Genomic DNA, 12,626 nt, shown 5'->3' with positions numbered 1-12,626 from the left:
TTCAGTCATGGACCGCCGCATTTTCGGGCTGGAGAACGAGTACGGCGTCACGTGCACGTTCAGGGGACAGCGCCGCCTGTCTCCTGACGAGGTGGCGCGGTACCTCTTCCGCCGTGTCGTGTCATGGGGCCGCAGCAGCAATGTGTTTCTGCGGAACGGGGCCCGTCTCTATCTCGACGTGGGCTCTCATCCGGAATACGCGACACCCGAATGTGACAACGTGACCGAGCTGGTCACTCACGACAAGGCCGGCGAGCGCATTCTCGAAGGACTGCTGGTCGACGCCGAACGCCGCCTGCACGAGGAGGGGATCGCGGGCGACGTCTACCTGTTCAAGAACAACACCGACTCGGCGGGCAACTCCTACGGTTGCCATGAGAACTATCTGGTGGCGCGGCACGGGGAGTTCTCCCGGCTCGCGGACATCCTCATTCCGTTCCTGGTCACACGGCAGTTGCTGTGCGGGGCGGGCAAGGTGCTGCAGACTCCGCGTGGTGCGGTGTACTGCGTCAGTCAGCGCGCCGAGCACATCTGGGAGGGCGTCTCGTCGGCGACGACCCGGTCGCGGCCGATCATCAACACGCGCGACGAGCCGCACGCGGATGCGGAGCGTTACCGCCGTCTGCATGTGATCGTGGGCGACTCGAACATGTCCGAGACGACCATGCTCCTCAAGGTCGGGGCCACCGACCTGGTGCTCCGCATGATCGAGGCGGGCACCGTGATGCGTGATCTGACCCTGGAGAACCCGATCCGGGCGATCCGCGAGGTCAGCCATGACATCACCGGGCGCCGGAAGGTGCGTCTGGCCAGTGGCCGTGAGGCGTCCGCCCTGGAGGTGCAGCGCGAGTACTACGAGAAGGCCGTGGACTTCTGCGAGCGCCGCGGTATCCGTACCGGCACGGTCGAGCAGGTCCTGGAGCTGTGGGGCCGCACGCTGGACGCGATCGAGTCGGAGGATCTCGACCGGATCGGTACCGAGATCGACTGGGTCATGAAGTACAAGCTCATCGAGCGGTACCGCGCCAAGCACAACATGACCATGTCGCATCCGCGGGTCGCTCAGATAGACCTCGCCTACCACGACATCCACCGGCGTCGTGGGCTGTACTACCTGTTGGAGAAGAAGGGGCAGGCCACCCGGATCTGCAACGATCTGAAGATCTTCGAGGGGAAGTCGGTTCCGCCGCAGACCACGCGGGCCCGGCTGCGTGGTGACTTCATCCGGCGGGCGCAGGAGCAGCGTCGTGACTTCACGGTCGACTGGGTGCACCTCAAGCTGAACGATCAGGCTCAGCGTACGGTGCTGTGCAAGGACCCGTTCCGTTCGGTGGACGACCGGGTGGAGAAGCTGATCGCCGGTATGTGAGCCGGCACCGGCTCGCCGTGGCGTCGCCGCGCGGGCCGTGTGGGGCGCCCTGTGCCCGGAGGGGGAGTACCTCCGGGCACAGGGCGCTTCTGGTGTCGGGCGCTTTACGCGTGTGGCGGCATGTGTGTGGCGGGCATGTGGGTGGCGGCTTTCGGCCCGTTTCCTGCCGACCCGTTGTTCGCCGGGACGCTGGGGGTGCGCCGACGACATCTCGTCACGGGAGAGCGACGCGGTGTGTGCGACGCGCCATGACCGTGGCTGCGGCATTGCTGTGATTTCTCGCGTGCGGGAATTTCGAGAGATATCGGCGCACAATAGGGATCAATGTGCGCTGTGCCGTGTCCGCCGCGCGTACTGATCGCCTTGCCGCGGGGGCGGCGTGTCTTGCGATGATCTGCCCTGGGAGCGCGTACGACGTAGAGTGGCGCCCATTGCCCTCGCCCCCGAGCCCAGTTGGACTGATGAACTACAACACGAAACGACGCGTCGCCGCGCTGCTGGCTGTTCCCGCCCTGTTGTTCACCGCCGCGTGCGGTTCGGACGACGGGGACAACGGCGATACGGCTGAAGGCGTCGCCCAGGTCAAGGGGAAGGCCGGGGCGAAGCCCGAGATCTCCGTGCCCAAGGACGGCGAGCCGTCCAAGAAGACCGTGACCGAGACGGTCTCGGAGGGCAGCGGGAGTGTGATCAAGGCCTCCGACTTCGTCCGGCTGGACTGGACGGTCCAGAAGTGGGGCAGTGACAAGGAACTCGGTGGCACCTGGGCGGCGGCGGCCGGCGGCAAGGCGTCCCGGCCGCAGTCCGTCGAGCAGATCGGCAAGCAGAGTCAGCAGCTGCCGGAGAAGGTTCTCGACGCCGTGAAGGGCAAGAAGTCGGGCAGCCGGATCCTCGTGCAGGGCACGGCGGGTGATCTCCTCGGTCAGAACCTGAACCCGTCCTCGGGCATCGCCGCGAAGGATGTGCTGATCTGGGTGGTGGACCCCGTGGGTGCCGCCGCCGTGGACGCCAAGGCCGAGGCCAAGGGCGAGCAGGCGGCCACCGGTGAGGGGATGCCCGAGGTGAAGGCGCCGTCGCAGAAGGCGGCGACCATCACCATTCCCAAGGGCGTCAAGGCGCCGAAGGACCTCGAGCAGCAGGTGCTGATCAAGGGCAGCGGCAAGAAGGTCGAGGCGGGCCAGGGGCTCGTCGCCCAGTACACCGGGGTCAAGTGGGAGGACGGCAAGAAGTTCGACTCCTCCTGGGATCACGGTGGCGCCACCGCTTTCCAGATCGGTACCGGCTCCGTGGTGCAGGGCTGGGACAAGGGCCTCGTCGGCAAGAACGTGGGCGACCGGGTGCTGCTGGTGATCCCGCCCTCCCTCGGCTACGGCGCGACGCCGAGCAGTGAGCTGGCCAAGAACACGCTGGTCTTCGTGGTGGACATCCTCGGCGCCGTCTGACCGAGGTGTGCTGACCGAGATCGTCTGTGAGACTGTTCCCGACGCAGGTCACGCAACAAGGAGTAATGAAGTGAGCATCGACAAGCCCGAGATCGACTTCCCGGGCGGCGAGCCCCCGAAGGACCTTGAGATCAAGGACATCTGGGAGGGTGACGGTCCGGTCGCGAAGGCGGGCGACACCGTCTCCGTCCACTACGTGGGCGTGGCCTTCTCCACCGGCGAGGAGTTCGACGCGTCCTGGAACCGCGGCACGCCGCTGCAGTTCCAGCTCGGTGCCGGCCAGGTCATCGCGGGCTGGGACCAGGGCGTGCAGGGCATGAAGGTCGGCGGGCGCCGTCAGCTGACCATCCCCGCGCACCTCGCCTACGGCGACCGCGGTGCCGGCGGCGGCCGTATCGCCCCCGGTGAGACGCTGATCTTCGTATGCGACCTGGTCGCGGTCTGATCCGTCCCAGGAGCGCGCCGTCGGCGGTCGTGCGTGCGGTGCCACCGGGACGTGCCGGTGGCCCGGCGGGTGATCGTCGGAGGCGATGCGATCGCCGTACGGGGCGGTCGTCGTACGCCGTGTGACCGGGACCCGACCGGACCCGATCATCTGGGCCCATGCCTGTGCGGGCATGGGCCCTCGGCTTTTGCCGGGGTACCGCGGGGCGGTACGGTCATCCGTCAGAAGGGCCGACCGAGAGGACGTAGGGCGTCGATGGCCATTGCCAAGGCCGAGCGGCTGATGAACCTGGCGCTGTGTCTGCTGGGGACGCGGCGGCCGCTGAGCAAGCGTGAACTGCGCCAGTCCATCGAGGCCTATCTGGAAGCCGGGTCCGACGACTCCTTCAACCGGATGTTCGAGCGCGACAAGGATGATCTGCGCGAACTCGGTCTGGTCATCGAGACGGTGGAGAACCTCGACGGTGAGGTCGGCTATCTGGCCCGCCGTGACAGCAACCGCCTCCCGCCCATCACCCTGGACGCCGAGGAGGCCGCCGCGCTCGGTCTCGCCGCGAAGGTGTGGCAGCAGGCCCGTCTGGCGGGCGCGGCCAGTGGTGCTCTGCAGAAGCTGCGTGCGGCCGGTCTGCCGGAGGACGTCGACCCGTACGGGGCCCACGGTGCTCTGGAGCCCCGTATCCCCGTGCACGAGGCCGCTTTCGAGCCACTGATGCTCGCTTGCCGGGACCGCCGCCCGGTCGTCTTCGACTACCGCAAGGCCACCGCCGCCCGCCCCGAGCCGCGTACGGTCGAGCCGTGGGCGCTGGAGTGCTGGCGCGGCCACTGGTATCTGGCCGGCTGGGACCGTGACCGCGGTGCCGAGCGGGTCTTCCGGTTGTCCCGCATCACGGGGAGGGTGCGCTCCCGCAGCGGTACCTTCACCGCCGAGGTGCCGGATGTCGTCACGGTGCGCGAGACCGTGGCGAGCTGGGCGGGGGAGACCGCCGACCGCTCCGCGCTGATCCGGCTGCGTACGGGCGCCGGGTACCCCTTGCGGGCGAAGGCCACCTCGGTACGGGAACTCGGCGACGGCTGGGACGAGTTGGAGATTCCGTACGGGCACGGTCTGGATGCCTGGCTGGTGGAGTTCGGGCCCGACGTGGTGGTCCTGGAGCCGGCCGAGTTGCGGGCCGACGTGGTGGACCGGCTGCGCGCCGTGGCCAAGGGCTGAGGGGGATGTAAGAAAGTGGTGGGAAAACCGGCCAGGCCGGCGAACGCCATCGACCAGACCCGGCGGATGCTCTCCCTGGTCACGTATCTCAGGGAGCGCCCCGGCGCCCGCGTCGAGGACGTCGCCCGCGCGTTCGGGATCAGCGAGGACGAGCTGATCTCCGACCTGGACGTGCTGCCCCTGTGCGGCACCAGCTTCCGTGGCGGCGACCTGCTCGACATCGACACCGACGGTGACCGGATCTGGTGGCACAATCCGGACGATGTCGCCGAGCCGCTGCGGCTGGCCGCGGACGAGGCGACGGCCCTGCTCGTGGCCGCCCGGGCCGTGTCGACGCTGCCGGGTCTGCGTGAGGGCGACCGGCAGGCGCTGCTGCGGGCCACGGCCAAGGTGGAGGCGGCCGCGGGGGAGGCGGCCGGAGCCAGCTCCCGGCTCTCGGTGACCTTCGAGTCGGAGGGCGGTGTCTTCGCGGACGTCGACCGCGCGATCTCCGAGCGCCGCCGTCTGTGGATCCGCTACTACTCACCGGCCCGCGACGAGCTCACCGAGCGCGAGATCGACCCGATCCGCCTGGTCAGCGTCGGTCACACCTACGTCGAGGCCTGGTGCCGTCGCTCCGAGGCGCGCCGTACGTTCCGGCTCGACCGGGTTGCCGAGATCAAGATCCTCGACGAGCCGTCCGCGCCGCCCGAGATCGAGTTGCGTGACCTCTCCGAGGCGCTCGTGCAGCCCGCGGCGGAGGATCCCGAGGTGGTGGTCGAGGTGGGGCCGGGCGGCCGCTGGGTCGCCGAGTACTACCCGCACGACAGCGCCGATGAACTGCCGGACGGTGGTCTGCGTATCACTCTGCGGACCCCCGATCCCGCGTCGTTGCGGCGGCTGGCCCTGCGGCTCGGGCGGGACGGCCGGATCATCTCGCCCGAGGACCTCGCGGACAGCGCGCGGCAGGCGGCGCGGGAGGCCCTGGCGGCGTACGACGGGCCGCAGGCCGGGCCTGACCTGCCGTCCCCGGGGCGCGGCGAGTCCGAAGGCGTCCCGTGCGTGCCTCACGCGGGTTCAGGGCCGGCGGTAGGACAGGCGTGACGGAGCCGAGGGGACGCGCCGGTGTCCGGAGCGCGATCGCGCGGAGGCCTGTGGGGCCGAGCACGGTCGCGGGCCTGGTGCCGGTCGGTGCGCCCCGGAGACCGAGGCACCACGACGAAGGGGAGCATGGGCTGTGAGCGGGTCGGTGATGTCCGGGGCCGGGTCGGTGACGCCCGGTGTGCGGGACGTCGAGGAGATGTCCGTGGCGGTGGCGTTCGCGGGCATGAAGAGAGTGGCCGACGTGGTGTTCAGGGCCGGCTGCCCCGACTGCAGGGCCAGCTTCGAGCTGGGTGCCCGTGAACTGCGGCTGGCCATCGGGGCCACCAGCAGGACCACGTTCTACTCGTTCACCTGCCCGGGGTGCGGGGTGGCCGTGCGCAAGCCCGCCGGCGAGCGCATCGTCGAACTGCTCACCGGCGGCGGGGTGCGGACGCTGCGGCTGCACTCGGCGGTCTAGCGGCGCCGGGCGGAGTCCCTCGATGGAGGTCCGCTTGAGCGAAGCCGGAGCTACGTGGGTCTTTGGCTGGTGCGGCGAGTGGGCCCCTCCCAGGCCGTTGAGGCAGCGGGGGAGCGTGCCGGGCGGTGTGGGTGCGTGGCCGAACGTCCCTGGCGTCGCTTAGGCTCGGCGTCATGTTGTGGCCGATGCTCGCGATCGCTGTGGGGTTCCTGGGTCTCGCCGTCCTCGGTGTGCTCGCCGTCCGGGTCTTCCTGGAGGCGCAGCGCCTGGGCAGGCAGGTCAGCGACTCGGCGAGCCGTATCAGCCGCGCCGCTGAGGAGTTGGAGCGGGCGTCGGCGAGCGCGGCCCGCTCTGTGGGCGGACTGTGAGTCCGGGCGGGGCCCTCTGTGAGTCGCGGAGACCGGGTGCTTTGGGCCACTTCGCCCTGTCACCTTCTCACCTTGGGCAGGTACGCTCTTGGCGCGACCCGGAGAACGAGGCGCGGGTCGCAGATTGGGAGTACGCACAGGGATTGCCCGACGTTCACCCCTGAGCGTTACGATCGCTGCCAGCACGACCAGTCGGACACTTGTCCGATCGGTCGGACAGTACCCCACACCCGCTGCCTCGGTGAGAAGGTAAAGACATATGTTCGGAAGGCTCGGCGCTCCCGAGATCATTCTCATCCTCGTCGTCATCATCCTGCTGTTCGGCGCGAAGAAGCTTCCGGACATGGCCCGTTCGCTCGGCAAGTCCGCGCGCATCCTCAAGAGCGAGGCCAAGGCGATGAAGTCGGAGGGCCAGGACAACTCGACGGCCGCCTCCGCTCCGCCGCACGACGACACTCCCGCTCAGCGCACCATCCAGGCGGCACCCGGTGACGTGACCAGCTCCCGCCCGGTCACCGAGCCGACGGACACGACCAAGCGCTGACGCAGGGCCGGTGGCAACCGGCCCGCCGCACGAGATGGGAACGTGGGTTGCTGAAGTCTGCCCGCAAAGAGGAGAAGGATCCCGAGGGGCGGATGCCCCTCGTGGAGCACCTTCGTGAGCTCCGCAACCGGCTCGCGAAGGCGCTGCTGGCCATCGTCGCCGTCACCGTCGTCGCCGCCTTCTTCTACAACGACATCATCAACTTCTTCACCAAGCCGATCCTCGAGTCGGTCGGTTGCGACCAGTCCTTCCAGGAGCTGGCGAAGCAGCCCAAGGACACCACCTGTGCGCAGATCACGATCAACGGTCTGCTCACCCCCTTCACCCTGGCGCTGAAGGTGTCCCTGATGGCGGGCGTCGTCCTCGCCTCGCCGATCTGGCTCTTCCAGCTGTGGGCGTTCGTCGCGCCGGGACTGCACAAGCATGAGAAGAAGTACGCCTACGCGTTCGTCGGGACCGGCGTCCCGCTCTTCCTCGCCGGCGCCTTCTTCGCCTACACGGTGCTGCCCACCACCGCGAAGGTCCTGATCACGTTCACGCCCATGGGCGTGGACAACCTGCTTCCGCTGGACGACCTGCTCGACCTGGTCACGCGCATGGTGATCGTCTTCGGCCTCTCGTTCGAGCTGCCGCTGCTTCTGGTCCTGCTCAACTTCTCCGGCGTCATCACCGGCAAGCGCATGCTCGGCTGGTGGCGCGGCATGATCATGGGCATCACGGTCTTCGCGGCCGTCGCCACGCCCAGCACCGACCCGCTGACCATGATGGGGCTCGCCGGACCGATCTGGATCCTGTACTTCGTTGCCGTCGCCGTCTCGCTCCTCAACGACCGCCGCAGGTCGCGCCGCGATGCCCTGGGTCCCGCCGACGACGAGGCCTCGGAGCTCGACCTCACCCCCGAGGACATCGGCGAGGTCGAGACCGTGTCGGCGAGCCGCGCGCTGCCCGAGGGAACCGGCACGGACCGGGTCAACGGCTACGACGACGTGACCTGACGCACGGGGAGGACCACCAGCCCGCAGCGGGCCACGGCCGGGGCGCCCGGACGGCGCAGCCGGCCGCTTCCGCGTCGGACCCTCCACCCATGGCCGATCCGGATAATGATCGTCCTGTTGTCAGTGGGGGCCGGTAGTCTCGAAAGCACGATGACAGAGGACCTCTCACCGGCCGAGCGGTACGCGGCAGCCCGTAGGCGCGCTGCCGAGCAGGCCACCGCGCTCGCTTCCTTCCGCGAGATGTACGACTTCGGTCTCGACCCCTTCCAGATCGAGGCATGCCAGGCACTCGAGGCGGGGAAGGGCGTGCTGGTCGCCGCCCCCACCGGCTCCGGCAAGACGATCGTCGGCGAGTTCGCCGTCCACCTCGCCCTGAACCAGGGCAAGAAGTGCTTCTACACGACGCCCATCAAGGCGCTGTCCAACCAGAAGTACGCCGACCTGTGCCGCCGTTACGGTACGGAGAAGGTCGGCCTGCTCACCGGCGACAACAGCGTCAACTCCGATGCGCCGGTGGTCGTGATGACCACCGAAGTCCTGCGGAACATGCTGTACGCGGGCTCGCAGACCCTCCTCGGCCTCGGCTACGTGGTCATGGACGAGGTGCATTACCTCTCCGACCGCTTCCGAGGCGCCGTCTGGGAGGAAGTGATCATCCACCTCCCCGAGTCGGTGACCCTGGTGTCACTGTCGGCGACCGTGTCGAACGCCGAGGAGTTCGGCGACTGGCTCGACACGGTCCGCGGCGACACCGAGGTCATCGTCTCCGAGCACCGTCCGGTGCCGCTGTTCCAGCACGTGCTGGCCGGCCGCCGCATGTACGACCTCTTCGAAGAGGGAGAGGGAAACAAGAAGGCGGTCAACCCCGACCTGACGCGTATGGCCCGTATGGAGGCCAGTCGGCCCTCGTACCAGGACCGCAGGCGCGGCCGGTCCATGCGCGAGGCCGACCGCGAGCGCGAGCGCAGACAGCGGTCGCGGGTGTGGATCCCGAGCCGGCCGGAAGTCATCGAACGGCTGGACGCCGAGGGCCTGTTGCCCGCCATCACGTTCATCTTCAGCCGCGCGGCCTGCGAGGCCGCCGTCCAGCAGTGCCTGTACGCGGGATTGCGGCTGAACGACGACGAGGCACGCCTGAGGGTGCGCGCCCTGGTGGAGGAACGCACGGCCACGATCCCCGCCGAGGACCTCCACGTCCTTGGCTACTACGAGTGGCTGGAGGGCCTGGAGCGCGGCATCGCGGCCCACCACGCGGGCATGCTGCCGACGTTCAAGGAGGTCGTCGAGGAGCTGTTCGTGCGGGGCCTGGTCAAGGCCGTGTTCGCGACCGAGACCCTCGCCCTCGGCATCAACATGCCCGCGCGCTCCGTGGTGCTGGAGAAGCTCGTCAAGTGGAACGGCGAGCAGCACGCCGACATCACACCCGGCGAGTACACGCAGTTGACCGGGCGCGCCGGACGCCGCGGCATCGACGTCGAGGGCCACGCCGTCGTGCTCTGGCAGCGCGGCATGAACCCCGACCACCTCGCCGGGCTCGCCGGCACGCGCACGTACCCGCTGCGGTCCAGCTTCAAGCCGTCGTACAACATGGCGGTGAACCTGGTCGAGCAGTTCGGCCGGCACCGCTCCCGCGAGCTGCTGGAGACGTCCTTCGCCCAGTTCCAGGCCGACAGGTCGGTCGTCGGGATCTCCCGCCAGGTCCAGCGCAACGAGGAGGGCCTGGAGGGCTACAGGGCCTCCATGACCTGCCATCTCGGCGACTTCGAGGAGTACGCGCGGCTGCGCCGCGAACTCAAGGACCGCGAGAACGAGCTGGCCAGGCAGGGCGCGGCCCAGCGGCGCGCCGAGGCGGCCGTGGCGCTGGAGAAGCTCAAGCCGGGCGACGTCATCCACGTCCCCACCGGCAAGTACGCGGGCCTGGCCCTGGTGCTGGATCCGGGCCTGCCGGCCGGCCGTTCCAACGGCCACCGCGGCTTCGAGTACCACGACGGCCCGCGCCCCCTCGTCCTCACCGCCGAGCGGCAGGTCAAGCGGCTGGCGTCCATGGACTTCCCGGTGCCCGTCGTCGCCCTGGAGCGGATGCGGATCCCCAAGTCCTTCAACCCGCGCTCACCGCAGTCGCGCCGGGACCTGGCGTCCGCGCTGCGCACCAAGGCGGGGCATCTCGTCCCCGACCGGCACCGCAAGAAGCGGTCCGTGGCCGCCGACGACCGCGAGATCGCCCGCCTGCGCGCCGAGCTGCGCGCCCACCCCTGCCACGGGTGCAGCGACCGCGAGGACCACGCCCGCTGGGCCGAGCGCTACCACCGCCTCAAGCGCGACACGTCCCAGTTGGAACGCCGCATCGAGGGCCGCACGAACACGATCGCGCGGACCTTCGACCGGATCGTCGCCCTGCTGACGGAGCTCGACTACCTGCGTGGCGACGAGGTCACCGAGCACGGCCGGCGGCTCGCCCGGCTGTACGGCGAGCTCGACCTGCTCGCCAGCGAGTGCCTGCGCGCCAGGGTCTGGGAGGGGCTCGGGCCCGCCGAACTCGCCGCGTGCGTCTCGGCGCTGGTGTACGAGGCCCGGGTCGGCGACGACGCGCTGGCACCGAAGCTGCCGTCCGGCAAGGCCAAGGCGGCGCTCGGTGAGATGGTCCGCATCTGGGGGCGGCTCGACGGGCTGGAGGAGGAGTTCCGCATCAGCCAGACCGAGGGTGTCGGCCAGCGCGAGCCCGACCTCGGTTTCGCCTGGGCCGCGTACATGTGGGCCTCCGGCAAGGGGCTGGACGAGGTGCTGCGCGAGGCGGAGATGCCGGCCGGTGACTTCGTGCGGTGGTGCAAGCAGGTCATCGATGTGCTCGGGCAGATCTCGGCGGCGGCGCCTTCTTCTGCGGAGGGCTCGACGGTGGCGAAGAGTGCGCGTAAGGCTGTTGACGGGCTGTTGCGGGGGGTTGTGGCTTACTCGTCGGTGGGGTAGTTCTGGCGGGGCTTCGTTTGGGGTGGTCGGGGTGTGCGGCCGGCTGCCCGTCGTAGGTGGTTGCTCGCGCAGTTCCCCGCGCCCCTAGCGGGGCGCGTTCAGGTACCCCCTCCAGCCGCCGTACTCCGTGATGTCGGTTGCCCCTTGGAGCGCGGCCGGCTCGCACAGGAAACCCGGTACATGGGTGCCGTCCGCCAACTCCACGCGGCCCAGAGCCATCGGGCGGGGCAGCGTGGTGAGCAGGCGGCCCAGGCCCTCCGCCGGGAGGCGCCATACCTCCGCCTCGATCGCGGACCCGCCCTCGCCGACGTGGACGAGGCCCGGCTTCGGCGGGTCGGTCGCCAGTGCGCGCAGGCGGTAGACCGGGGCCGTCGTGGTCGTACGGTCGAGGCGGGCGCCCAGGGCCAGGAGCTGCGGGTTCAGCGGCTGACCGGACAAGTGGGCGCCGACCACCGCGAGCCGTGTCTCCGGCTGGAGCAGCGCGGCGATGCGGGCCAGGCGTTCGTCCGTGAACGCGGGGCCGATCAGCATCACGCCGAAGGGAAGTCCGTTCACCTCGCCCGCCGGGACGGCGACCGCCGCCTGGTCGAAGAGGTTCGTGGAGTTGGTGAAGCGGCCCAGGCGGGCGTTGGCGCCCAGAGGGTCGGCGGCGACCTCGGCGAGGGTCGGGTGGCCCGGGGTGGTGGGCAGTACCAGGGCGTCCGCGTCGGCGAGTTCGGCCAGGGCGCGCGTGCGCAGGACGGCCAGGCGGTCCTGGTCGGCGAAGAGCTGGTGGGCGGGGATGTCGCGGGCGCGGGTGATGATGCCGGCGACGGTGGGGTCGAGCCCGTCGCCACCCTCGTCGGTCAACTTGTCGATAAAACTCCCCACCGCTGTGTAGCGCTCGGCCACGAACGCGCCCTGGTAGAGCATCGTGGCGGCCTCGGTGAACGGAGCCAGGTCGATCACGCGGACCTCGGCGCCCGCCGTGACGAGCTGAGCCACCGCCGCCTCGTACGCCTCGGCCCAGCCCTCGTCCAGTTCGCCGAGCTGCGACGGCGACGCGACCGCGATGCGCCACGGCCCGGGGGTGCGCTGGGGGAGCGGCGGGAGGGCACGGGCGGGCGGGGACGTCATATGGGTGAGTGCCCGCTCGGCCTCCGGGAGGGTGCGGGCGAACACGGTCACGCAGTCGAGGGAGGCACAGGCCGGTACGACACCGGTCGTGGGGACGAGCCCTCGCGTGGGTTTCAGACCGACGACGCCGTTGAAGGCGGCGGGGACGCGGCCCGAGCCGGCCGTGTCCGTGCCGAGGGCCAGGTCGACGATGCCGAGCGCCACCGCCACGGCCGAGCCGGAACTGGAGCCGCCGCTGATCCTCGCCGGGTCGTGGGCGCCCCGGACGGCGCCGTAGGGGGAACGGGTGCCGACCAGGCCCGTCGCGAACTGGTCCAGGTTCGTGGTGCCCAGGACGATCGCGCCGGCCGCGCGGAGGCGGGCGACGACGGGGGAGTCGGCCTTCGGCGTGTACGCGTAGGCGGGGCACCCCGCGGTGGTGAGGAGGCCTTGGACGTCGATGTTGCCCTTGGCGGCGACGAGCCGTCCGGCGAGGGGGAGGTGCTCTCCGGCGGCCAGGCGCTCGTCGATCGCCCGGGCTTCGGCCTCCACCTCTGCCTGGGGCCGCAGGTCGATCCAGATCTCCGGGCGGTCCACTGCCTCGACGCGGGCGTAGGCCAGCTGGACTCTCGTGACTGTGGAGGTCGACATCCGTGCT

Annotated in this window: 11 protein-coding genes; 10 read left to right on the top strand and 1 reads right to left on the bottom strand. The window is 70.1% G+C overall.

Features of this window, described 5'->3' with window-relative positions:
• Window positions 1-7: 7 nt before the first annotated feature.
• From pafA to ACZ49J_RS42265, 10 genes are all read left to right on the top strand, one after another.
• Window positions 8-1,369 carry a Pup--protein ligase gene (gene pafA / locus ACZ49J_RS42310; RefSeq protein ID WP_037859616.1) on the top strand — a complete coding sequence of 454 codons (1,362 nt, stop codon included), beginning with the start codon at window positions 8-10 and terminating at the stop codon, window positions 1,367-1,369.
• 461 nt (window positions 1,370-1,830) lie between these two features.
• Window positions 1,831-2,808 carry an FKBP-type peptidyl-prolyl cis-trans isomerase gene (locus ACZ49J_RS42305; protein ID WP_467456417.1) on the top strand — a complete coding sequence of 326 codons (978 nt, stop codon included), beginning with the start codon at window positions 1,831-1,833 and terminating at the stop codon, window positions 2,806-2,808.
• 70 nt (window positions 2,809-2,878) lie between these two features.
• On the top strand, window positions 2,879-3,253 hold the full coding sequence (locus ACZ49J_RS42300; RefSeq protein ID WP_467456419.1) for an FKBP-type peptidyl-prolyl cis-trans isomerase: 375 nt from the start codon (window positions 2,879-2,881) through the stop codon (window positions 3,251-3,253).
• A gap of 255 nt (window positions 3,254-3,508) precedes the next feature.
• A complete protein-coding gene (locus ACZ49J_RS42295) occupies window positions 3,509-4,462 on the top strand; it encodes a helix-turn-helix transcriptional regulator (protein WP_467456420.1) in 954 nt (317 codons plus the stop codon).
• 15 nt (window positions 4,463-4,477) lie between these two features.
• Complete coding sequence (locus tag ACZ49J_RS42290; RefSeq protein WP_467456421.1) at window positions 4,478-5,545, top strand: helix-turn-helix transcriptional regulator; 1,068 nt, start codon at window positions 4,478-4,480, stop codon at window positions 5,543-5,545.
• Window positions 5,546-5,693: 148 nt separating this feature from the next.
• A complete protein-coding gene (locus ACZ49J_RS42285; RefSeq protein ID WP_467456500.1) occupies window positions 5,694-6,002 on the top strand; it encodes a hypothetical protein in 309 nt (102 codons plus the stop codon).
• 173 nt (window positions 6,003-6,175) lie between these two features.
• On the top strand, window positions 6,176-6,370 hold the full coding sequence (locus ACZ49J_RS42280) for a hypothetical protein (protein WP_467456423.1): 195 nt from the start codon (window positions 6,176-6,178) through the stop codon (window positions 6,368-6,370).
• 259 nt (window positions 6,371-6,629) lie between these two features.
• Window positions 6,630-6,914, top strand: a complete 285-nt coding sequence (gene tatA / locus ACZ49J_RS42275) for a Sec-independent protein translocase subunit TatA (protein ID WP_467456424.1) — start codon at window positions 6,630-6,632, stop codon at window positions 6,912-6,914.
• Between the two features lie 47 nt (window positions 6,915-6,961).
• Window positions 6,962-7,909, top strand: a complete 948-nt coding sequence (tatC, locus tag ACZ49J_RS42270; RefSeq protein WP_467456425.1) for a twin-arginine translocase subunit TatC — start codon at window positions 6,962-6,964, stop codon at window positions 7,907-7,909.
• 105 nt (window positions 7,910-8,014) lie between these two features.
• Window positions 8,015-10,873 (top strand): DEAD/DEAH box helicase, encoded by a 2,859-nt coding sequence (locus ACZ49J_RS42265; protein WP_467456426.1) that lies wholly within the window; start codon window positions 8,015-8,017, stop codon window positions 10,871-10,873.
• Between the two features lie 84 nt (window positions 10,874-10,957).
• On the opposite strand, the gene atzF is transcribed toward ACZ49J_RS42265, so the two are convergent.
• Entirely contained in the window at window positions 10,958-12,619 is a 1,662-nt protein-coding gene (gene atzF, locus ACZ49J_RS42260; protein ID WP_467456427.1) for an allophanate hydrolase, read from the bottom strand.
• Window positions 12,620-12,626: the final 7 nt, after the last annotated feature.

Source organism: Streptomyces sp. NPDC030840, assembly GCF_055572015.1.
The sequence above is the reverse complement of the archived record's forward strand: the minus strand, read 5'-3'. Positions and strand labels throughout refer to the sequence as shown.

Excerpts from the sequence above, each read along its gene's own strand:
- ACZ49J_RS42280 (WP_467456423.1), top strand. The coding sequence starts at position 6,176 with ATGTTGTGGCCGATGCTCGCGATCGCTGTGGGGTTCCTGGGTCTCGCC.
- ACZ49J_RS42295 (WP_467456420.1), top strand. The coding sequence starts at position 3,509 with ATGGCCATTGCCAAGGCCGAGCGGCTGATGAACCTGGCGCTGTGTCTG.
- tatA (WP_467456424.1), top strand. The coding sequence starts at position 6,630 with ATGTTCGGAAGGCTCGGCGCTCCCGAGATCATTCTCATCCTCGTCGTC.
- ACZ49J_RS42265 (WP_467456426.1), top strand. The coding sequence starts at position 8,015 with ATGATCGTCCTGTTGTCAGTGGGGGCCGGTAGTCTCGAAAGCACGATG.
- ACZ49J_RS42285 (WP_467456500.1), top strand. The coding sequence starts at position 5,694 with ATGTCCGGGGCCGGGTCGGTGACGCCCGGTGTGCGGGACGTCGAGGAG.
- ACZ49J_RS42305 (WP_467456417.1), top strand. The coding sequence starts at position 1,831 with ATGAACTACAACACGAAACGACGCGTCGCCGCGCTGCTGGCTGTTCCC.
- pafA (WP_037859616.1), top strand. The coding sequence starts at position 8 with ATGGACCGCCGCATTTTCGGGCTGGAGAACGAGTACGGCGTCACGTGC.
- atzF (WP_467456427.1), bottom strand. The coding sequence starts at position 12,619 with ATGTCGACCTCCACAGTCACGAGAGTCCAGCTGGCCTACGCCCGCGTC.